Consider the following 21,620-nt stretch of genomic DNA (forward strand, 5'->3'; position numbering starts at 1 on the left):
GCTGGTCATGTACTTCGTGCTGGTTTTGCTCGGCGTCACGACCTCAAGCATCGGCACGGCGTCGCTGCGAGAGGATCCAGAGTCGCCACTGGGACTGCAGATCGGTCAATCTCAGACTATTCGGAGCGACGAATATGGCACCGAGTCGCCGCTCTGGCTCGGACAATCGGCACGCGCAGGCGCTGAGGGGGAGACACCGCTGAGCGCCTCGAACGACTTCTTCGCTCAGCTTCCTGAGGGGCCCGTCTCGGCCGTCGTGTTTTTCGACGGCTCGGCGCTGGCGCTGAGCCCGTGGATCCCCGAATCGATGCTGTTCGCGGCGAAATGGTGGCTGCCTACGTTGCTGCTGTTCATCGGAATGCCACTGTGGTTCCGGCAGATGACGGCTCGCTTGAGATGGGGGTACCTCGCCGCCATTCTTATTGCTGTCGCGCCTACCAGCATGTGGTGGTCGGGGCGACCAGTGAACACGCTCGGATTTGTGTCGGCTGGCTGCGCTCTCGCGGTGTTGGGTGTGAACCGGCTGGCGTGCCCCGGGTGGGCGCCGCGGGCGCTCGGCATCGGCGCGATCATCGCATCTGGCGTTCTGCTTGCACGCACCCCGACGTACTACCAGCCATGGGCGATCGTGCTCGGCGTCCCCGTAGTTCTATCGACCGCCGTCTATCTTCTTACCCGGTCGCTGCCGTGGTGGCGGCGCCTGACGGATCTCGGGGGCATAGCGCTCTCCGCGATCGTATGGACTGGACTGTTGTTCTGGGAGAACTGGGATGCGGTCCAGGCTGGACTCCATACGGTCTATCCCGGGGAGAGGCAGAGTTCTGGGTCGGCCTTGCCCGCTGGCCAGGTCTTCGGTGCGACCAGCCTGGGATGGTTGGAGTCGATCGGGGACGCTGCTCCCCTCAACCCGAGTGAGGTGTCCTCGTCTTTTACAGTGCTGATCCTCGTCGTCGGATTGCTTGCGGCCACGCAGCGTTGGCGAGGGGGGCGCTTGCTCGCCGCAGCTCTGATCCCTATGACGGTGTGCGCGGCGTTCTGGCTTTCCTGGTGCCTCGTCGATTGGGGAACTTTCGGATCCTCGATGCCGCTCGTTAATCGTGTGCCGCCGAGCCGGGCGGCAGAAAGCGTGGGCTTTCTCGGTACGATCGCATTTTGTCTCTTCATGTCGCAGTGGAGACCTTCCCGCCGGCTCGCGGTTCCGATTCTCGCTGCTGGGGTTACGGCTCTCGTGTCGGCGTATGGCGGAAGCGCATTGCAGCAGGGGCAGCTTCCGGGTCTGACGGCAGCCATGATCTGGGCGAGCGCGACGATTGCGGCCGCCGTCGTGTTCTTCCTCGTCCGTTGGCCTCACGCGTTCTGGTCTTTGGGCATCGGGGCCGTTGCGGCATGCGCGCTCACCGCCACGACCGTGCCTATCATCTTCGGCCTCGGAGACCTTCGCGCCAGTGCTACGGCGCAGCAGTTCATGACGTGGGGTGCGCAAGCACGTCAAGCAGGAACAGTGTGGGCAAGCGACTCGCTCGATATCGACTCGCTCATGACCGCGACGGGCACACCGTCTCTGAGCGCCAGACAGCAGATCGGACCAGATGAGGCCGCTTGGCTGAAGTTGGACCCGGCAGGGGAGTATCGGGACATGTGGAATCGCGGCGGATTGCACATCGAGTTCGACTGGGTCGATGAGCCGGGACTCGAGTTCTCGCAACCGGCGCCCGACACGGTGATCATGAGCGGATCACCATGCACCGTCGCAGCGCGGATACCGGAGCTTCGACGGATCGTAAGTTCCCATGCGCTCGCCGGCCAATGCTTACGCGAAGTGACAGAGATTCAGTGGAGCGGCGAGACCTTCGTCGTTTACGACGTGAACCTCTCTGACGGCTGAGCTCGTTTCTCAGCCGTCGGTCGTGAGCCGTTCGGTGCGCTCACCGAGCTTCTCGCGCACCAACGACAGCCCGCCACGGCGGAAGTAGTAGACGAGCAGCGCCAGGTCGCGCCGGCGTCCCTTCGGCATCATCAGGATGCGTTCGAAGCGGCTGCCGCCGAGTGCGGTGCGGGAGGTCGCCATCAGCTCCCGGTCGGCGGCTTCGCGGGGAGCCGCGCAGAAGTCGAGGAACGGTCGTAGCGACCGGCTCCACTCGAAGCTCTCCCGCTGCGCGATCGCGGCCTGCCGCGCGTGGGCGTATGCGTCCGGCTCGGTCAGCAGCTCGCGGATCGCGGTGGCGAGCGCCGCAGCGTCGCCGACGGGCACGACCCGTCCGCATCCGGTCTCTGCGATGACATCGGCGAACGCGTCGCCGGCCGACGAGACCACCGGGAGCCCCGCCCAGAGGTAGTCGAGGATGCGGGTGCGGAACGAGAACCGCGTCTCGGCGTGAATCGGATGGGTGCTGACCCCGAGGTCGGCGTCCAAGAGGTAGTTGACCCGGTCGTCGTAGTCGACCCAGGAGTCGTTGAAGAAGACGGTGCGGCCGACGAGCCCCAGCCGGTCGGCGGTGGCGACCGTGTCGGCGATCGCCTGCATCTCGGGCACCTCGGGGTTGAAGTGGCGCGCACTGAGGAAGAACAGTTTGATCTCGGGGTGCTCTTCCGCCAGCAGGCCCATCGCCTCGACGAGGGTCACCGGGTCGAACCAGTTGTAGATCCCACCGCCCCAGATCAGCACTTTGTCGTCGGGCCCGAAGCCGGGGACCGTGCCCTTGATCGCGTGCCGCGACTGCTGGGGCGGGTCGGCGGGCAGCCCGAAAGGTGCGACACCGATGAGCGAGTCGAACGTCGGATCTGCTGTGTAGGTCGCCGGGTTGAGGCGTCCGAGCGCCGAGAGGTTGCCCAGCCACAGGTCGCGCTGGCGGTCGGAGGCGCACAGGAAGTAGTCCCCGCGCGCCAGCTGCTCGTTCAGCAGCGACACCGCCTTGCGGATCTCGTCGGCCCAGGTCGCGGCATCCTCGTACTTGTTCTGCTCGAGCTGTTCGAGCTGGAACGGATCGTAGAGGTCGGCTACCACGATCTTGGTCGTGCGTGCGATGGACGGGAAGATGCGCAGCGACATGCCCTGCACCACGATGACGTCGGCCCACCGCTCATGCGCGGCGGCTGCAGCGTCGTCCGCCTCGTGCACGTAGTGCAGAGCGAACCGGTCGCTCATGCGCTCAATGCGTTTCCACGACACGATGCGCACGTCGCAGAAGTCGGCGAGCAGCTCGGCCATGTTCCACACCCGGATGGCGGGACCCGCCATCTTCGTGCGGATCGGGTCTCCCGTGACGATCAGGACGCGGGTGCGCGTGCCGGCGCCGGCCCCGCCTGTGGCTGTCTGCACTCCAACGCTCCCTTCTGCTGCCCGGGAAACCCTAACAGCCGGACCGTTGTGCGGCGCTCGGGCGGCGCGCGGCACGATATCGGCGGACGTTCGGCTGGTGGGTGTCAGGATGTTCCGGGCGCTGATGCGGCGTCGCTGCGACAGGAGGCGATCCGATGCGGAACTGGCTGCTGTCGCTGCCGATCATCGACGGGCCGTTGCCGTGGATCGTCTGGGCGCTCACCGCGGCGGTCGTGATGGCCCTCGGCATCCACCAGGTGCGCCGGGGCAGGTGGCGTCGCTCGGTCATCACTCTGCTGGTCGGGGCCGTCCTCGGCTGTGTCGGATACGTGGTCGCCGTCGTGACGGGGGTGTTCGGCAGCGTCCTGCCGGGCACCGTCGCCGTCTGGGGGGCGATCGCTTTCGCGGGCATCGCCTTCGGCGCGCTCTGCCTGTTCGACCGAGCCTGGTGGGCGAAGGCGCTGGGCATGCTGCTCGTGCTGCTGTCCGCGGTCTCCGGCGTCCTCGGGATCAACGCCGTGTACGGTATCGACCGGAATGTCGGCGCGCTGTTCGGCATCGTCGTGGGCGACGCGATCGAACTGCCCACGCCGACCTCCGTGTCCACGCCGTCTGGGCCGATCTATCAGTCGTGGACTGCGCCGGACGATATGCCCGCGGAGGGGACGGTCGGCATCCTCAGCGGCGACGACGCCATCCCGTCCACCGCCGGCTTCGCCCCGCGGGATGCCTCCATCTACCTGCCGCCGGCCGCGCTCGTCGACGATCCGCCCGCGCTCCCGGTCGTGGTGATGATGATGGGCCAGCCGGGGAACCCGGACGCGAGCTTCGTGAAGACGGCCCTCGATCAGCTGGCGGCCGAGAACGACGGCCTCGCACCGATCGTGATCGTCGCCGACCAGCTCGGCGATCCCGCGAGCAACCCTGGTTGCGTCGATTCCACGACCTACGGTGGGGTCAGCACCTATTTCAACGTCGACATCCCGGAATACATCCGCTCGCACCTGAACGTGCTCTCCGACTCGCAGTACTGGACCATCGCCGGATACTCGAACGGCGGCACCTGCGCTTATCTCTGGGGAGCGGAATACCCCACGGTCTGGCACAACTTCATCTCGATCTCGGGTGAGGAGCAGCAAGGCTCCGAGAACGTGAGCGCGATGATCGCGACCGTGTTCGGGGGCGACCAGGATCTCTACAACGCGTCGACACCCGTCCATTTCCTGACGACGAACGCCGGACAGTTCAGCGGCCATCTCGCGGCCTTCACCTACGGCGAGAAGGACACGGGGTTCGGCCCCGGGCAGCAACGCTCGGCACTCCTCTCGTCGAATGCCGGCTTCGCCGTCGATCTGTACTCCGTCCCCGGTGCGGAGCACGGCGACGACGCGCTGAGCGGCGGCCTCCTGCACGCCTTCGAGACGCTCTACCCGGTGCTCGGGCTGTCCGCCGGGTGAGGCGGGCCTTCGTGGCCGGGGCCGCGCGCCGTGCGCGCATCGCGAACCGCAGGAACGTGCGCGCATCGCGCACCGCAGGAACTGAGGAGATCCCGGATTCTGAGGACCTTCCCGCCCGGAGACTCCTCAGAATCCGGGATCTCCTCCGCTTCAGAGCCGCCGCGAGAGCTTCAGAGCCGCCGCGCGGACCCGGGCCCTACGCCAGCGGCGGCATCGGGCGCCAGGTGCGGTCGCGCGCGATGCGCCCCCCGTCACGCAGCCCGCGGAACAGGTTCGACGTGCCGCGGACGGTGCGCTCGACCACGACCAGCCGGATGAGCTCCTTGCCGAACGTCAGCGCCGTCCCCAGCCCGAACAGGATCGGGCTGTAGGCCCGGTGGACGCGGTAGTACTGCTTGATGTGGGCGCGGTTGCGCATGATGTAGTACCGGTACGCGTCGCTGGACGCGTTCATGTGGCGGATGCCCATGTCCCACTGCTTGATCTCGCGCGTGCGGCGCAGCACGAACTCGTCGACGATCACCGAGGTCGTCACGCGCGAGGCGAGCCAGCCGTAGGTCTGGTCGTCCCAGTAGATGAAGAAGCGCGGATCGGGCAGCCCGATCCGGGCGACGATGTCGCGGTGGATGAACATCCCCTCGAAGCAGCCGGAGTTCATCTCCTTGAACCCGGACTCGTCGAAGCCGGCCGGCGCGAACGGGATCGGGATGCCCATGCGCTCCGCGATCCGGTACTGCCAGTAGAACGCGCTGCCGTCGTAGTCGTAGCGGCGTCCCTGGATGCTCTGGAAGCGGGGGGCCCATGCCCCCATCCGGGCCAGGCCGTCCGGCAGCACCTCGACGTCGTCGTCCATGAGCCAGATCCAGGTGGAGCCGAGGTCGTATGCGGTGCGCACGCCCTCGCTGAACCCGCCCGAGCCGCCGGTGTTCGTCTCCAGCCGCCGGTACACGAGCTCGGCGCCGATCCGATCGCGGAACGAGGCGACCACCTCGGTCGTGTCGTCGGAGGACGCGTTGTCGATGACGACGACATGGCCGGGCTTCGGGTCCATCGCCACGATCGACTCGAGCAGCCTCGTCAGCAGTCCGGAACGGTTGTAGGTGACCACGGCGATGGTCGCGGAGCGCGGGTCGAAGTCGGCGGACGGCACGTCGGGTGATGCGGATGCGGCGGCCATAGCGCCCCCGATCCTACCCTGCGGCCGGTGGGCGAACCTGACCGTCAGGCCGTGACGGCCTCCCCGCGTTCGAGCGCGGCGGACTGCTCGGCCGGGCCCACGCCGACCAGCGGGGCCTGCGTGATCTTCGTGCCGAGCGTCACGATCAGCAGCCACCCCCATAGGCCGAGCGGCCCGACATCCGCGAGGCCCTGCACCAGCAGCACGGTCGCGGTCAGGGTCGGAAGCAGGGTGAGGGGAGTGTACGGGCGGTCGGCTCGCAGGTCCCAGCGGGGCCGGTCGATCGCGAAGAACCAGGCGCGCCACACGAACGAGAGCTGGATGCCGGCGACGAGCACGACGCCGACCCACCCCGTGCGTGCGGCGGCATCCGCCCAGACGCTGTGGGCGCCGGCGAACACGACGTCCCGCCACCACCACAGCAGCACCCCGGCGACGGCGCCCAGCGCCGTGAACAGCAGGTAGTACTTCGTGCGCTCGCCGGCACGGCCCGCGGTGCGCATCAGCAGCACCGTGACCAGCACCGCGGCGACGGCGCCCAGCGCCAGGGAGGCGATCACGGACTCCGATCGCACGAGCAGGAAGAACGCGAGCGCGAGCCAGAGCCATGCGGGCACGCGGGCGATGGCGGAGGCCACGCGGATGCCGAAGACGATCACCGCCACGGCGCTCACCGCGCCCAGCGCAGCGGCGTCGCCGGCGAGCCCCAGCAGCGGGCCCCCGCGGAACAGGCCGCCGAGCGACCACGGCGAGGACGCGGCATCCGCGGGCACGGCGAATCCCGCGCCGAGCGGAGCGCCGACGACCACGGCGACGACGAGCTCGAACACGAGCGAGAGGCCGAGCATCCACTTCAGCGCGGCTCCGACCGCCGCGACCAGCTCACGCCAGGTGAGCACGGCCGCGACGAACAGCCCCTGACCCGCGGTGAGGGCCAGCAGCGCCCAGGTCGTCGCCGGCTGCCCGGACCACAGCAGCGACAGCCCGGCCCACGCGACATAGGCGAGCACGAACCACGGCAGCCGGCGGCCGTTGAACGCCGGCCGCACCCGCATCCACACGGCCGCCGAGACGATCGCGGCGGCGGCCGCGACGAGACCGGCCACGACCGGCCCGAACGCCTCGACCCACGCGGGCGCCGCGAACGCGGCGAACAGCACGAACACGCACCAGGCGCGCAGCAGCAGATGGCCGGTGCGCTCCCGCTCGGGGGCGGCGGGCACCGGCCAGGCCGGATGGGTCGTGTGCGCGGTCATCAGCGCTCAGCGTAGCCACCCGGCGTCCGGCGGTCCGCCCTTCCGTCGCTCGCACCGCGCGCTCGCCCCACGACCGCGACAATTTCGGGTATCTCGACGCCATATATGCAGCGCAGATGCACGAAATCGTCGCGATCGTGGGATGCGGAGCGGGACGCGAAGGCTACTCGAGTCGGGTCGCGCGGTGCCGCCGGGCGACGATCGTGCCGAGCACGAACGCGAGCACGAACAGTGCGATGATGCCCCACGAGAACGGGCCGTAACCCTCCTCGCCCACCAGTACCGGCAGGTTGACGAACACGAGCACCGTGAACGCGGCCAGCCCGATCAGGCCCAGACCGGGCGCGACGAGCGTCTTCCAGCGGCCCAGGCTGTGCTCGGTCTTGCGGAAGATCGCGATGACCGCGACCGAGGTCAGCACGAGCAGCAGCACGATGCCCACCGACGAGATGCCGCCCAGCCACGTGTAGAACTGCGTGATCGGGTCGAGGTTCAGCACCACGGCGACGACGACCAGCACGGCGACGACGCCCGAGGTGACCAGCGAGGCACGGGCGGGGGAGCCGTGGCGCTCGTGCGCGTCGCCGAGCGCGGTCGGCAGCACGCCGCGGCCGGCGAGGGTGAACACGTAACGCGACACGATGTTGTGGAACGAGAGGATGCAGGCGAACAGGCTCGTCACGAACAGCACCTGGATGATGTGGCCGCCGACCGCGCCGAGGTACTGTTCGGTGGTGGTCGCCAGGATCGTGCCGGCGTTGTCGGTCGCGTTCTCGACGATCGTGCTCTCGCCGTTCGCGGAGACGAGCACCCAGCTGGACAGCGTGTAGAAGGCGCCGATGAGCAGCAGCGACACGTAGGTGGCCTTCGGGATCGTGCGCTCCGGGTCGCGGGCCTCGTCGCGGAATACAGCGGTCGCCTCGAAGCCGATGAAGCTGAGGATCGCGAACAGGATGGCGAAGCCGGGCGCGCCGGAGAGGACCTGCGAGGGTGTGACGATGCCGGTGGAGAAGCCCTCGGGGCCGCCGCCGGAGAAGATCACGGCCGCGTCCAGCGCCAGGACGATGAGGACCTCGGCGATCAGCAGCACGGCCAGCACCCGCCCGGAGAGCTCGATCTTGAAGTAGCCGAGTGCCGAGACCACGACGAAGCCGACGGCGGCGTACACCCACCAGGGGATCTCCGGCAGCCCGTAGCTGGTCAGCAGCGAGCTCGCGCCGGGACCGAACAGGCCGAACACACCGGCCTCCAGCGCCACGTAGGAGGCGAGGGCGGCGAAGGCGGCGCCCAGGCCCAGGCTCCGCCCGAGGCCCTTGTCGACGTAGGCGTAGAAGGCGCCGGCGGATGTCACGAACGGCGTCGCGTTCGTGAAGCCGACCGCGAACAGCAGCAGCACCGCCGTGACGACGACGAAGGTGAACGGGAAGCCCGCGCCGTTGCCGTAGGCGATGCCCAGCGGCACCGGACCGCCGATGACGCCCAGCGGCGACGCCGCGGCCACGACGATGAAGACGATGCTGGCGACGCCGAGCGAGCCGCGGAGCTTTCGCAGCGCCGGCGGGACGACGGCGGCCTCGGGCGCCTCAGCGGACGGTGCAGTGACGGGGGTGGTGCTCATGGTGCTTCCTCGGGTCAGGTGTAGAGGCTGACGGGCTGGACGGTGCCGTTAAGGTAGTGCGCACCGACCTCTATGCGCTTGTAGTCGACGGGGTCATGCAGGCTGTGCGTGCGGATGTTGCGCCAGTGCAGGTCGAGGCCGGTCGCCGTCCGGGTCGAGCTCGCGCCGGTCGCCTCGAAGACCCGGGCGGAGACCTCGAGCGCGGTGTCGGTGGCGACGATCTTGAGCGCGGCGACCGAGAGCTCGATGGCGGTGCGGTCATCGGCGGTGATGTCGTGACCGAGGGCGACCGTGTCGTCGAAGTCGCGGTCCAGGCGGTCGGCGAGAGCCTCGACGGCGGCGGTGCGCGCCACGAGGTCGCCGAACACCCGGTGCACGACCGGGTCGTCGGCGTACCGGTCCACGCCGGAGAGGAACCATGAGTTGCGGCGGGCGCGGGTGAGCTCGCGCGCCTGTGCGAGCGCGCCCTGCGCGATGCCGAGGTACACATTGCCGAACAGCAGCTGGACGCCCGGGGTCACCACGGCCGAGAACGGCTCGTCCCGGTCCACGCCGATCACGTCGTCCGCCGTGACCGCGACGTCGGCGTACTCGACGCCGCCGCTCGCGGAGGCGCGGTAGCCGATGTTGTCCCAGTCGCCGAGGTGCCGGACGCCGTCGCGCCGCGCGTCGAGGGCGAACACGACCAGCTGCCCGTTGAACGCGCCGCCGCCAGCGACCGCCCCGGCGATGACGACGTCGGCGACGGCCGCGCCGGTCGCGAACGCCTTCCGTCCGTTCAGGAGATAGCGCTCGCCGTCCCACGCCAGCGACAGATCGGGGCTCACCGGGTTGAACGAGTCGCTCCACACCCAGTGCGCGGCGGCGCTGCGCGCGAGCCACCGCGCGGTGGTCTCGGCATCCGTGCCATAGAACACGACGCACGCCTGGTTGAGCCAGCTGTATCCGAGGATCTGCGCGATCGACGCGTCGACCCGGGCCAGGATGCGGGCGACCGCGAACGCCGTCTCCCAGTGCGCGCCGTGGCCGCCCAGCTCGGCGGGCACCAGCAGATCCGCGAGCCCCGAGGCGCGCAGCAGCTCGAGGGGTGCGACCGGCAGGGCGTTCGCGCGGTCCCGGGCGACGACGTCGACGGCGAGCTCGGCGGCGACCCGCTCGGCGACGTCGGTCCAGCGGGCGAGCTCGGCGGCGTCGGCGCGGCCGTGCCAGAACGTCCGGGTCAGGGGGGTTGCGGAGGTCACGAGCGCCGATCCTGACGCGGCGCCGCCTCCGCCTGCCAGTCCCGCGACACACGGCGACATCTCGTGACGATCTGTGTCGGCTGAGTTGGCGCGCGCGTGATCGCGGGCCACGATGTCGAGGTTCCGAGGAAAGGCCGAGCCATGCCCGCACGCCCCATCCGCTTCAACGCGTTCGACATGAGCTGCGTCGGTCACATCTCCGCCGGCACCTGGCGGCACCCGCAGAACCGGGCGCACGAGTACAACCGCATCTCGTACTGGACCGAGATCGCGCAGCTGCTGGAGCGCGGCGTGTTCGACGGTATCTTCATCGCCGACGTGCTCGGCACCTACGACGTGTACGCCGGCAGCGCCGAGGCGGCGATCCGGCACGGCGCCCAGGTGCCGGTGACCGACCCGCTGCTGGTGGTCTCGGCCATGGCCGCGGTGACGGAGCACCTCGGCTTCGGCATCACGGCGGGCACGGCGTACGAGCATCCCTACCCCTTCGCCCGGCGCTTCTCGACGCTCGACCACCTCACGGACGGCCGCGTCGGCTGGAACGTCGTGACCGGCTACCTTCCCAGCGCGGCACGCAACATGGGCCACGAGGACCAGCTCGAGCACGATCACCGCTACGACGTCGCCGACGAGTACCTCGAGGTGCTGTACAAGCTGTGGGAGGGGTCGTGGGAGGACGACGCGGTCGTCCGTGACGCCGAGACCGGCGTGTACACCGACCCGGCGAAGGTGCACGAGATCGGTCACAAGGGCGAGCATTTCAGCGTTCCCGGCATCCATCTCGTCGAGCCGTCGCCGCAGCGCACGCCGGTGATCTACCAGGCCGGCGCCTCGTCGCGCGGCATCGCGTTCGCCGCGGAGAACGCGGAGGCGATCTTCGTGGCCGCCCCCAGCAAGCGCACCGTGGCCTCGCAGGTGCGCCAGATCCGCGACGCGCTCGAGGCGGCCGGGCGTGACCGCTACGCCGCGAGGATCTACGCGATGGCGACGATCATCGTCGACGAGACGCCCGAGAAGGCACGCGCGAAGGAGGCCGAGTACCTCTCCTACGCGAGCGACGAGGCGGCCCTCGTGCTGCTGTCGGGCTGGATGGGCGCCGACCTGTCCGGGTACGACCTCGACGACCCGGTCGGCGACGTCGAGAGCAACGCCATCCAGTCGCTCGTCACCTCGCTGCGCGAGGAGGCGGACGCCGGCGACGAGTGGACGGTCCGCACCCTCGCGGAGCGGGCGAAGATCGGCGGCTTCGGCGTGCGCATCGTGGGCTCGCCCGAAGAGGTGGCCGATCAGCTGCAGGAGTGGGTCGCCGAGACCGATCTGGATGGCTTCAACCTCAGCTACGCGATCACTCCGGGCACGTTCGAGGACGTCGTCGCGTTCGTCGTGCCGGAGCTGCAGCGTCGCGGGGTCTACCCGACCGCATACGAGGAGGGCACGCTGCGGCAGAAGCTGCACGGCCGGGGTGACCGGCTGCCCGACGAGCACCGTGGCGCGCGGTACCGCGTCGGATCGACGCTCGCCGCGCTCTAGGCTGGACGCGTGCTCGCTCCTCTCGACAACGACCCGCGCGACTACGCCTGGGGGTCGACGACGCTGATCCCCGGGCTGCAGGGCCGCGAGCCCTCCGGCCGCCCGGAGGCGGAGATCTGGTTCGGGGACCATCCCGGTTCGCCCGCCCGGCTGCCGGACGGGACGACGCTGGCCGCGCACCTCACCGGCGCGTCGCTACCGTACCTGCTGAAGCTGCTGGCGGCCGCCTCGCCGCTGTCGATCCAGGTGCACCCGTCCAAGACCCAGGCGGAGGCGGGCTACGCGGCCGAGCAGGATGCGGGAGTGCCCGTCGACGCGGCCACCCGCAACTACCGCGACGACAACCACAAGCCCGAGGTCATCGTCGCCCTCAGCGACCGGTTCGAGGCCCTCGCCGGCCTGCGCACGGTCGCGGACACGGCGCGGCTGCTGGCGCTGCTGGGCCGCGGCGGGGCGGAGGTCGCCGCGCACCTGGCCGGCGACGACGAGGCCGAGGCGCTGCGGACGACGCTGGCGTGGCTGCTCTCCGGCGATGCGCAGTCCGCCGTCGACGCGGTCGTCGAGGCGCTGGGGGATGCCGACAGCGCCGAGTTCCCGGGCGAGCTCGCGGCTGCGCGCCGCATCGCCGCCGCCTATCCCGGCGACCCGGGGGTGGTCGTCGCGCTGCTGATGAACCTCGTGGTCCTGGCGCGCGGCGAGGCGATCTTCGTGCCCGCCGGCATCCTGCACGCCTACCTCGGCGGACTCGGGGTCGAGATCATGGCGGCCAGCGACAACGTCCTGCGCGGGGGCCTCACCCCCAAGCACATCGACGTCCCGGAGCTCCTGCGCGTGCTCGACACCCGCGCCGGGGACCCGCCGCGCATCACGCCGCAGCCGCTCGGCGACGGTGTGGAGGTCTTCCGCCCGGGCATCGGCGACTTCGAGCTGTGGCAGGTGGAGGCCGGCGGCGCCGCGCGCGTCCTCGAGCTGCACGGCCCGGCGATCGCCCTCGCCGTGGCGGGGGAGGTGCGGGTCTCCGGAGCGTCCGGCGCCGCCGCGTCGCTGGCTCCCGGCCAGGCGGCGTTCGCGAGCGCCGAGGAGAGCCCGCTGACGATCACCGGAGCCGGTGAGGCGTTCGTGGCCCTGCCCGGCCGGGTCTGAGGCGAACCTCGCCGAGCCCGGCCGTGTCGTAATTCAGTCTGCGCGGTGGCATCGGCCTCCGGCAGCGGTGTCGCGCGGCGTCCAGACTGAGTTATGACACACCGCGCGCCGGAGAAGATCGATGCCGCCCCGCCGTGCCCGAGCCTGAGTGTGCGCACATCGACCCGGATGAAGCGACACGCCGACGGCGCGTCGTGAAGGTTCAACACGGGGTTGAGGATTTACGATCCGCGACTTGACCCCGGGGAATGACACGGGTGTAATTCATACAGCGCGATCGCGCGTGAGGCACACCAGGTGGGGAGAGAGCATGACGGGCGCAGGCTACCGTTCGGGCGTTCCTGACAACTGGTTCGTCGACCCGGTGTTCCTCGGTGTCCCGGGGGTGCGCAGGCCCGAGCCGGTGGAGGACAACCCGCTGGCATGGCAGGGAGATGCGCTGTGCGCGCAGACCGATCCCGAGGCGTTCTTCCCCGAGAAGGGCGGCTCCACCCGCGATGCGAAGCGCATCTGCACCTCGTGCGAGGTCCGCGACGAGTGCCTCGAGTACGCGCTGCGCAACGATGAGCGCTTCGGCATCTGGGGCGGTCTGAGCGAGCGCGAGCGTCGCAAGCTCAAGCGCCGCGCGAGCTGACCGGTCGCCGGGTGGCGCGTGCGGGCGAATCGTGGTTCACGGCGCGTTCGGCGTGGGCGCGGCATCCCCACCGCCTAGGCTGACCGCGTTATGCCCTCCCGTGTCCATGCCCTGCTCGTCGTGCGCGCCGACGGGCGTACGCCCACGGCAGCCCACCTCGAGCGCACGCTCGCCGCGATCGCGGCGCAGAGCCGCCCGGTCGACACGCTGACGCTCGTCCTGTGCGACCCCGACCGGGCCACCACACAGCTCGCCGCCGCCTCGAGCGCGGAGGGGGTCATCACCGCCGGCGCCGGGACCGGCTACGCCGACGCGCTGCGCCTCGCGGCGCCGCGACTGTCGGGCGAGCTCGTCTGGCTGCTCGCCCAGGACACCGCTCCCGAGCCGGACGCGCTGGCGCGGCTGTCCGGCGCGCTCGAGCTCTCGCCGCTCATCGCGGTCGCCGCCCCCAAGCTGGTCTCCGCCGACGACCGGGCGCAGATCGTGTCGCTCGGCGTCACCATGACCCGCCTCGGTCGCAGCGTCGGCCTCGCCGACGGCGAGCTCGACCAGGGGCAGCATGACCTGGATGCCGACGTGCTCGGCACGGACGTGCGCGGCGTCCTCGTGCGCGCGGCCGTGTTCTCCCAGCTCGACGGCCTCGATCCGGCGCTGGGCGGAGCGGACGAGGGGCTCGACCTCGGCGTGCGGGCCCACCTCGCCGGGCACCGCGTCAGCGTGGTGCCCGGCGCCCTCGTCGCCGTGTCGGGCGACGGGGTCGCCGCGCTGCCCGACCCGACCACCCGCAGGCGGCGCCGTCACCGGGCCTACGCGAGCCGCCTCGCGCAGCTGCACCGCCGGCTCGCCTATGCGCCCGCCCCCGCGGTGCCGCTGCACTGGCTGTCGCTGCTCGCGCTCGCGGTGTGGCGCGCTGCTGCGGCCCTCGTCGCCAAGCAGCCCGCGCGGGTGCTGCCGGAGTGGGGCGCGTCGATCGTCGTGTTCTGGCGCTGGGGCGCGATCGCCCGCTCGCGCCGGGTGCTGCGCCGCGCGCAGACGGTGGGGTGGTCGCAGCTGTCGACGCTGCGCATCACCCGCGCCCAGCTGCGTCAGCGTCTGGACGCCGACGGCGACGTCGAGTCCGCCGAGCGGCCGGTGCGCGAGGAGCTGCGCTTCTTCACCGGCGGCGGCGCCTGGATCGTCCTGGCCGCGATCGTCGTGTCGCTCGGCGCCTTCCCCGCGCTGGTGGCGTGGCCGGTGCTGGGCGGCGGAGCGCTCGCACCGCTGACGTCCACCCTGTCGCAGCTGTGGGCGCAGGCCGCCTTCGGCACCGGCTCGCTCGGCCTGGACGCCGTCGGCGCCGCCGACCCGTTCTCCGCCGTGATCGCCGTCGTCGGGTCGCTGTGGCCGGCGCAGCCGTCCCGCGGGATGGTGCTGCTGTGGCTGGCCGCGGTGCCGCTCGCGGTGCTCGGGGGCTGGTTCGCCGCCACCCGCGTCACGTCGCGCTCGCTGCTGCGCAACACCGCCGCCGTGCTGTGGGCGGCCTCGCCCACCTTCTGGGCCGCGCTCATCGACGGCCGGCCGGCGGCGGTGATCGCGCACCTGCTGCTGCCGTGGCTGTTCTACGCCGGATCGGTGGCGCACCGGTCGTGGGCCGCAGCCGGCGCGGCGTCCCTGCTGCTGGCGGGCGTGCTGGCGTGCGCACCCTCCCTCGGCCCGGCGCTGATCGCCCTGTGGGCGCTGGCGGTGGTGCTCACCGTCGTGGTCCGGGCCGGATCCGGCGCCGGGCACCTGGTCTGGCTCGTGGTGCCGTCGATCGCGGTGTTCGCCCCGCTGGTGTGGGCTCAGCTGCACGCCGGCACCCCGTGGGGTCTGCTCGCCGACCCCGGCGTGAGCGTCGCGTCCTCGTCGACGGCGGACGCCGCCGGCCGGCTCGCCCTGGCCGCGGGTTTCCCGACCGACGCGTACGGCGGATGGGCGCAGGTGCTCACGGACTGGAGCGCGCAGTGGCAGCTGCCGCTGCCGGCGTGGACCGCCGCGCTTTTGGTCGCGCCGGTGGTCGCGGTGGCGCTGCTGGCGCTGCTCACGCCGCGCTGGATGGTCGCCGCGCTCCTGCTCTTCGTGTCGCTGCTCGGTCTCGGCACCGCGTTCCTGGCCGTCGGGGTGCAGGTGGCGCACGCGGCCGACCTCACACCGGTCGCGCTCTGGCCCGGTGCCGGGCTCAGCCTCGCATGGCTCGGCCTCGTCGCCGCGGCGACCGCAGCCCTCGACGCGGGCCTCATGCCGCGTCACCGCCGCCTGCGGGTGCTCGGCGCGGCCGTCCTCATGATCTGCGTGGCGGTGGCGGTGCTTCCCGCGGCGACCGCGACGGTGCGCGGGCAGTCCGCACTCACCAACGGACCCGACTCCACCCTGCCGGCATACGTGGCCGCGCAGGGCCGCAACGATCCCTCCGTCGGCACGCTCGTGATCACGCCGCTGGCGGACGGCTCCGTCGCGGCGCGGGTCGTCTGGGGCGCCAGCGAGACGATCGGCGGCCAGTCGACGCTCGTGTCGACGGCGACGAGGATCAGCGGGAGCGATACGGATCTCGCGCAGCTGGTCGCAGACCTCGTCACGCCCACGTCGCAGGATGCCGTCGACCGTCTCGCCGCGAGCGGCATCAGCTTCGTGGTGGTCAGCCCCGCGAGCGCGGACGAGACCGACCAGGCGCGCACGGTGCGCCTCGACGCGCAGACCGCCCTCGACGAGCGCGAGGACCTCGACGGCGTCGGCGACACCCCGAAGGGCGATCTGTGGCGCGTGTCCCTCGATGTCACACCGCGGGCGGGATTGTCGGCGTCCCTGGCGAACATCGGCGTCCTGGCCACCGTCGTGCAGCTCGTCGTGGTGGTCGTCGCCCTGCTGCTGTCGGTGCCGACCGCGGCCACGAGGCGCCAGGCGCGGCGCACCTCACGGATCGTCGGGCCCCGGCCCCGTGAGGAGGAACGATGACCGATCGTCGCCGCGTCATGACCTGGGCGGCCACCAGCACACGTCTCGTCGTCGGGGCGGCCGCCGCGGCCGTCGCCGTGCTGGCGGTCGTGGTCGGCGTCGCCGCGCCCTGGCCGACGCTGACGCTGACGCTGACGGCGGCGGGCGTCGAGGCGACCCCCGCCGCCAGCGACACCGTCGTCTCGTGCGCGGGCGCCCTGCTCGCGCTCGGGCGCAACTCGCTCGACGCCTCGGAGCTGCAGCTCGCGGCCGATCAGTCGGTCGTGCACGCCTCGGACGGCGCGACGGCGACCGCCGACACGCTGACGCCGGTGCCGTCGATCGCCGACGACGCCGGCGCCGCCGTGTACACCGCCGCACCGGTCGACGGCACCGCCAGCGACGTCGCGGCGGCGGGATCCGCATCACTGGACGCGACGGATCTGCGCGGCTTCGCCGCCTCGGCGTGCCGGCCGGCGCAGATGGAGTCGTGGCTCGTCGGCGGATCGACCGCGACCGGCAGCGCCGATCTCGTGCTGCTGTCCAACCCCGGCGACGTGCCCGCCACGGTCGACCTGACGGTGTACGGCGCCCAGGGGGCGCAGACCCCGACCGGCGCGACCGGCATCGTCGTCGCCCCCGGCACGCAGCGCATCGTCGCCCTCGCCGGCATCGTCGTGGGGGAGCAGGCGCCGGCCGTGCGGGTCACCGCGACCGGCGCGCCCGTGACCGCGGTGCTGCAGTCGAGCATCACCCGCACGCTGCTGCCCGGCGGTGTGGACCAGATCGCGGCGACCTCCGCCGCCGACACCGAGCTCGTGATCCCCGGGGTCGTCGTCACCGACAGCGCGGTGGCCTCCGCCGACGCCGGCGCCACCACGCTCGTGCGACTGCTCTCGGCGCAGACCGACACCGAGGCGAACGTCACCGTCGCCGCGGTCGACGGGTCCAGCTCGTCCACCCAGCAGGTGCCGCTGCATGCCGGGGTCCCGGCCGAGCTCGAGCTGTCGGGACTGGTCGCCGGCACCTACACCGTCACCGTCGAGGCCGCGGTGGCGGTGGTCGGCGCGGTCTGGCAGACCACCAGCCTCGGCGAGGGGGCGGACTTCGCCTGGTACGCCCAGACGCCCGAGGTCACCGGCGAGACCCTCGTCGCGGTCCCCGAGGGGCCGTCGCCGACATTCGTCGCGACCGCCGCCGATGCCGCCGCCGACATCGTGCTCGAACCCGTCACCGGCGCGAGCGACGAGGTCACGCTGTCGGTCGCCGCGAACGGCTCCGGGCAGGCCGCGCTCGTCCCCGGCGCCGTGTACCGGCTCACGACGAGCGCCGCGGTGCACGCGACGGTCTCGTACTCCGGCGACGGGCAGCTGGCGGGCATCCCGGTGTGGCCGGCGGACGCGGCCTCGTCCGTGCTGACCGTGTACCCGTAGCCGTGCGGCGCGCACGCGTCACAGGAAGCGGAAGCGCTCCGGCCCCAGATCCCACGGGTCGCGGTCGAGGTATTCGGCGGCAGCGCGGAACACGCAGCTCTCGACCATCATGCGGTGGGTCATGTCGTCGCCCCGCGCCACGTGGCTGAGCCGTTCGATCGGCAGCCGGTACAGTACGATCCGCTTCGCCTCGGTCGACACGCTCCAGCGGGGGATGCCGTCCTCGTCGGTGTCCGGCGGCATGTCGGCGATCTCGAAGCGCACCTCGCGCAGATCGGCCCACGCACCCCGGAGGAACTCGGCCGCGGAGCCCACGGCGATGTCGAAGCGGTCGAGGCGCGACTCCAGCGGCGGCAGCGGCGGTCGTACGACGGCGCTGCGTCCCTCCCGGCCGTGACGTCCGTGGCGGGCTGGGAGCGCGCGCCGCGCGCTCGCCCTGCCTCGCCGTCGGATCACACGCCCATCCTAGGCGCGCGCTCCGCGTCCTCGGCGGGCGCGCCCGGTCGCGCCCGCCGTCGCGCCCGGGCATCAGCGCGACCCGGCAGATGCTCACCCTCTGAGTCGCGCCGCGGTTCAGAGGGTGAGCATCTGGAGAGGTGCGTCGCCGGGCTCGCGAGAGCGCCACGGGCGATCGGGCGCGCGGCGCGGCACCCGGGCGGCGGCGCGCACCGCGGATAGGGTCGGGAGCGATGGGCGAGAGACTGTGCTCCAAGGTGGGCTGTGCACGCGAGGCCGTGACGACGCTGACGTACGACTACGGCGACCAGATGGCGGCCGTCGGTCCGCTCGGCCGTGCGGGCGACCCGCACGCGCACGACCTCTGCCAGATCCACACCGACCGCCTGTCGGTGCCGAAGGGGTGGGTCGTCATCCGGCACGAGACGCTGCGCGTCTGATCGTTCAGGCCCGATTCATCGCCGCGTCACTGTTTTGATCCAGTCAAAACAGGGCTAGGCTGAGGTCATGCCCCACGGGATGCCGACACCGGACGCCGAGACCGCGATCCGCGGTGCCGGGCTGCGCGTCACGGCGACCCGCCGGGCGGTGCTCGACGCGCTCGGGTCCCACCCGCACGCTCGCGCCGACGAGGTGTTCGACCTCGTGCGCGACGGACTCGACGCGCCCAGCATGCAGTCCGTCTACAACGCCCTCGGCGACTTCGTCGATGCGGGCCTGGTGCGCCGGATCGAGCCGGCCGGGCATCCCGGCCTCTACGAGGTGCGCGTCGACGACAACCACCACCACATCGTGTGCAGCGGCTGCGGCCGCGTCGAGGACGTGGACTGCGTCGTCGGCGCCGCGCCGTGCCTGGAGCCCGCCGACGCGCACGGCTACCGCATCCACACCGCCGAGGTCACGTTCTGGGGCCTGTGCTCCGACTGCGCGGCGGACCGTCCTGATCTCCCCCACCCCACCCATCATCAGAAAGGGAGCCACCGCAATGACGAACGCGGATGACACCGTCCCCCCGATCGGCGAGCAAGCGAACGACATCGACCAGTCGGTCACCGTCACAGACGCCGATGAGGCAGCCGCCGAGGAGGCCGTCGGCGGCTGCCCGGTCGTGCACGACCTGCCGCGGCCGAGCCAGGGCTCGGCCAACCACGTGTGGTGGCCGAACCAGCTGAACCTGAAGATCCTCGCGAAGAACTCCGAGGCGCGGAACCCGCTCGACCCCGGCTTCGACTACAAGGCCGCCTTCGAGGCGCTCGATCTCGCCGCGGTGAAGGCCGACATCGCCGAGACCCTCACCACCAGCCAGGACTGGTGGCCCGCCGACTTCGGCAATTACGGCCCCCTCATCATCCGCATGGCCTGGCACTCGGCCGGCACCTACCGTGTCACCGACGGGCGAGGCGGCGGGGGAACCGGTCAGCAGCGGTTCGCGCCGCTGAACAGCTGGCCGGACAACGTCGGCCTGGACAAGGCCCGCCGCATCCTCTGGCCGGTGAAGAAGAAGTACGGTCAGTCGCTCTCGTGGGGCGACCTGATGATCCTCGCCGGCAACGTCGCCCTGGAGACCATGGGGTTCAAGACGTTCGGCTTCGCCGGCGGGCGCCCCGACGTGTGGGAGCCGGACGACGACGTGTACTGGGGCTCGGAGACGACCTGGCTCGGCACCGACAAGCGGTACTCGCAGGGGCGGGAGTCCGACAAGCTGGACCGGCCGTTCGGCGCGACCACGATGGGTCTCATCTACGTCAACCCCGAGGGCCCGGAGGGCGTGCCGGACCCGATCGCCGCCGCGCACGACATCCGCGAGACCTTCGGCCGCATGGCGATGAACGACGAGGAGACCGTCGCGCTGATCGCCGGCGGGCACACCTTCGGGAAGACCCACGGCGCCGCCCCCGACACGAACATCGAGGACAACCCGGAGGCCGCCGGCCTGGAGCAGCAGGGGCTCGGCTGGAAGAACAACTTCGCCTCGGGCAAGGGCGACGACCAGATCACCTCGGGCCTGGAGGTCACCTGGACCTACCACCCCACCCGATGGGACAACGAGTTCTTCCACATCCTCTACGCCTACGACTGGGAGCTGTTCAAGAGCCCCGCCGGTGCCAACCAGTGGCGGCCGAAGAACGGCGCCGGCGCCGACATGGTGCCGCTGGCGCACTCGGACGGCCGGCGCGAGCCGCGCATGCTCACGACCGACCTGTCGCTGCGGTTCGACCCGGAGTACGCGAAGGTCTCCAGCCGCTTCCGCGACGACCCCGAGGCGTTCGCGGACGCGTTCGCCCGCGCCTGGTTCAAGCTCACCCACCGTGACCTGGGACCGCGCGCGCGTTACGTCGGACCAGAGGTGCCCCAGGAGGTGCTCATCTGGCAGGACCCGGTCCCCGCCGTCGACCACGAGCTGATCGACGCGGCGGATGCTGCCGCGTTGAAGGCGAAGATCCTCGAGTCGGGCCTGTCGGTCAGCGAGTGGGTGCGCTTCGCGTGGGGCGCGGCGGCCTCGTTCCGCGGCAGCGACAAGCGCGGCGGCGTCAACGGCGCCCGCATCCGGCTCGCCCCGCAGAAGGACTGGGAGGTCAACGACCCGGCCCTGGTGGCGAAGGCGATCTCCGTGCTGGAGGACGTGAAGGCCGGCTTCGACGGCGCACAGCTCGGCGGCAAGAAGGTCTCCCTGGCCGATCTGATCGTGCTCGCCGGCAACGCCGCGGTCGAGAAGGCCGCGCGCGACGGCGGCTACGAGGTCGAGGTGGTCTTCCACCCGGGCCGCACCGACGCGACGCAGGAGCAGACGGACGCCGAGTCCTTCGGCTACCTGGAGCCGATCGCCGACGGCTTCCGCAACTACCTCGGACCGCTGGGCGCCGCCTCGGGCCTGCCGGCGGAGCACCTGCTGATCGACAAGGCGAATCTGCTCACCCTCACCGCGCCGGAGACGACGGTGCTCGTCGGGGGCCTGCGCGCCCTGGGCGCCAACTGGGACGGCTCCGACTACGGCGTGTTCACCGACCGGGTCGGCGTGCTCTCGAACGACGTGTTCGTGAACCTGCTCGACCTGGGCACCACCTGGAAGTCGCTCGACCCGGGCTCGCACGCGTTCTCGGGCACGAAGGACGGATCCGGGGCGCCGGTGGGCGTCGGCACCCGCGTCGACCTGCTGTTCGGGTCGAACTCGGAGCTGCGCGCCCTCGCCGAGGTGTACGCCTCCGACGACGCCGCCGAGAAGTTCGTCCGCGACTTCGTCGCCGCATGGGGCAAGGTGACCGAGCTGGACCGGTTCGATCTGAGGTGACGACACCCCGCACCACGCCGAGCGTCTATCGGATCCGATAGGCGCTCGGCGCTTTTCGGGCCGAGGACGCGCGCGACGCGGGCGTGCCGGGGACAGTTGTCAACAAGTCACTCCGGCG

The 21,620-nt window shown here is 71.4% G+C and carries 16 protein-coding genes; 10 read left to right on the forward strand and 6 right to left on the reverse strand.

Features of this window, described 5'->3' with window-relative positions; genetic code table 11:
- The first annotated feature begins 7 nt into the window (after nt 1-7).
- Entirely contained in the window at nt 8-1,885 is a 1,878-nt protein-coding gene (locus QM626_RS06200; protein WP_415075076.1) for a hypothetical protein, read from the forward strand.
- A gap of 9 nt (nt 1,886-1,894) precedes the next feature.
- Here the strand turns inward: QM626_RS06200 and QM626_RS06205 are convergent, their stop codons facing one another.
- Nucleotides 1,895-3,319 (reverse strand): glycosyltransferase family 4 protein, encoded by a 1,425-nt coding sequence (locus QM626_RS06205; RefSeq protein WP_415075078.1) that lies wholly within the window; start codon nt 3,317-3,319, stop codon nt 1,895-1,897.
- Between the two features lie 155 nt (nt 3,320-3,474).
- Between QM626_RS06205 and QM626_RS06210 the strand changes: the two genes are divergently transcribed.
- Nucleotides 3,475-4,776, forward strand: a complete 1,302-nt coding sequence (locus QM626_RS06210) for an alpha/beta hydrolase (protein WP_415075080.1) — start codon at nt 3,475-3,477, stop codon at nt 4,774-4,776.
- A gap of 196 nt (nt 4,777-4,972) precedes the next feature.
- Here QM626_RS06210 and QM626_RS06215 read toward each other — a convergent pair whose 3' ends face one another.
- The 4 genes from QM626_RS06215 to QM626_RS06230 form a co-directional block, all read right to left on the reverse strand.
- A complete protein-coding gene (locus QM626_RS06215; protein WP_415075082.1) occupies nt 4,973-5,953 on the reverse strand; it encodes a glycosyltransferase family 2 protein in 981 nt (326 codons plus the stop codon).
- A 44-nt stretch (nt 5,954-5,997) separates the two neighbouring features.
- Nucleotides 5,998-7,209: an O-antigen ligase family protein gene (locus QM626_RS06220; RefSeq protein WP_415075084.1), complete on the reverse strand. Its 1,212-nt coding sequence runs from the start codon at nt 7,207-7,209 to the stop codon at nt 5,998-6,000.
- Nucleotides 7,210-7,372: 163 nt separating this feature from the next.
- Nucleotides 7,373-8,827: an APC family permease gene (locus QM626_RS06225; protein ID WP_415075086.1), complete on the reverse strand. Its 1,455-nt coding sequence runs from the start codon at nt 8,825-8,827 to the stop codon at nt 7,373-7,375.
- 14 nt (nt 8,828-8,841) lie between these two features.
- Complete coding sequence (locus QM626_RS06230) at nt 8,842-10,068, reverse strand: acyl-CoA dehydrogenase family protein (RefSeq protein WP_415075088.1); 1,227 nt, start codon at nt 10,066-10,068, stop codon at nt 8,842-8,844.
- A gap of 141 nt (nt 10,069-10,209) precedes the next feature.
- Here QM626_RS06230 and QM626_RS06235 point away from each other — a divergent pair, with 141 nt between their 5' ends.
- The 5 genes from QM626_RS06235 (at nt 10,210) to QM626_RS06255 (ending at nt 17,757) form a co-directional block, all read left to right on the forward strand.
- Nucleotides 10,210-11,598: an LLM class flavin-dependent oxidoreductase gene (locus QM626_RS06235; protein ID WP_415075090.1), complete on the forward strand. Its 1,389-nt coding sequence runs from the start codon at nt 10,210-10,212 to the stop codon at nt 11,596-11,598.
- Nucleotides 11,599-11,607: 9 nt separating this feature from the next.
- Nucleotides 11,608-12,741, forward strand: a complete 1,134-nt coding sequence (gene manA, locus QM626_RS06240) for a mannose-6-phosphate isomerase, class I (RefSeq protein WP_415075092.1) — start codon at nt 11,608-11,610, stop codon at nt 12,739-12,741.
- Nucleotides 12,742-13,051: 310 nt separating this feature from the next.
- Entirely contained in the window at nt 13,052-13,375 is a 324-nt protein-coding gene (locus QM626_RS06245) for a WhiB family transcriptional regulator (RefSeq protein ID WP_415075094.1), read from the forward strand.
- A gap of 90 nt (nt 13,376-13,465) precedes the next feature.
- On the forward strand, nt 13,466-16,345 hold the full coding sequence (locus QM626_RS06250; protein WP_415075096.1) for a glycosyltransferase: 2,880 nt from the start codon (nt 13,466-13,468) through the stop codon (nt 16,343-16,345).
- Nucleotides 16,342-17,757 carry a DUF5719 family protein gene (locus tag QM626_RS06255; protein WP_415075098.1) on the forward strand — a complete coding sequence of 472 codons (1,416 nt, stop codon included), beginning with the start codon at nt 16,342-16,344 and terminating at the stop codon, nt 17,755-17,757. The genes QM626_RS06250 and QM626_RS06255 overlap by 4 nt, the downstream gene beginning before the upstream one ends.
- 18 nt (nt 17,758-17,775) lie before the next feature.
- Here the strand turns inward: QM626_RS06255 and QM626_RS06260 are convergent, their stop codons facing one another.
- The gene (locus tag QM626_RS06260) at nt 17,776-18,213 is read right to left on the reverse strand and encodes a metallopeptidase family protein (RefSeq protein WP_415075100.1); all 438 of its coding nucleotides are present in this window, start codon (nt 18,211-18,213) and stop codon (nt 17,776-17,778) included.
- Between the two features lie 233 nt (nt 18,214-18,446).
- On the opposite strand from QM626_RS06260, the gene QM626_RS06265 reads away from it, so the two are divergent.
- From QM626_RS06265 to katG, 3 genes are all read left to right on the forward strand, one after another.
- Nucleotides 18,447-18,653 carry a DUF3499 family protein gene (locus tag QM626_RS06265; RefSeq protein WP_415075102.1) on the forward strand — a complete coding sequence of 69 codons (207 nt, stop codon included), beginning with the start codon at nt 18,447-18,449 and terminating at the stop codon, nt 18,651-18,653.
- Between the two features lie 67 nt (nt 18,654-18,720).
- Complete coding sequence (locus tag QM626_RS06270) at nt 18,721-19,215, forward strand: Fur family transcriptional regulator (RefSeq protein ID WP_415075104.1); 495 nt, start codon at nt 18,721-18,723, stop codon at nt 19,213-19,215.
- Nucleotides 19,199-21,502 (forward strand): catalase/peroxidase HPI, encoded by a 2,304-nt coding sequence (gene katG, locus QM626_RS06275; protein WP_415075106.1) that lies wholly within the window; start codon nt 19,199-19,201, stop codon nt 21,500-21,502. The genes QM626_RS06270 and katG overlap by 17 nt, the downstream gene beginning before the upstream one ends.
- Nucleotides 21,503-21,620: the final 118 nt, after the last annotated feature.

Origin of the sequence: Microbacterium sp. (assembly GCF_047606385.1) — a bacterium.
Taxonomy (GTDB): Bacteria; Actinomycetota; Actinomycetes; order Actinomycetales; family Microbacteriaceae; genus Microbacterium.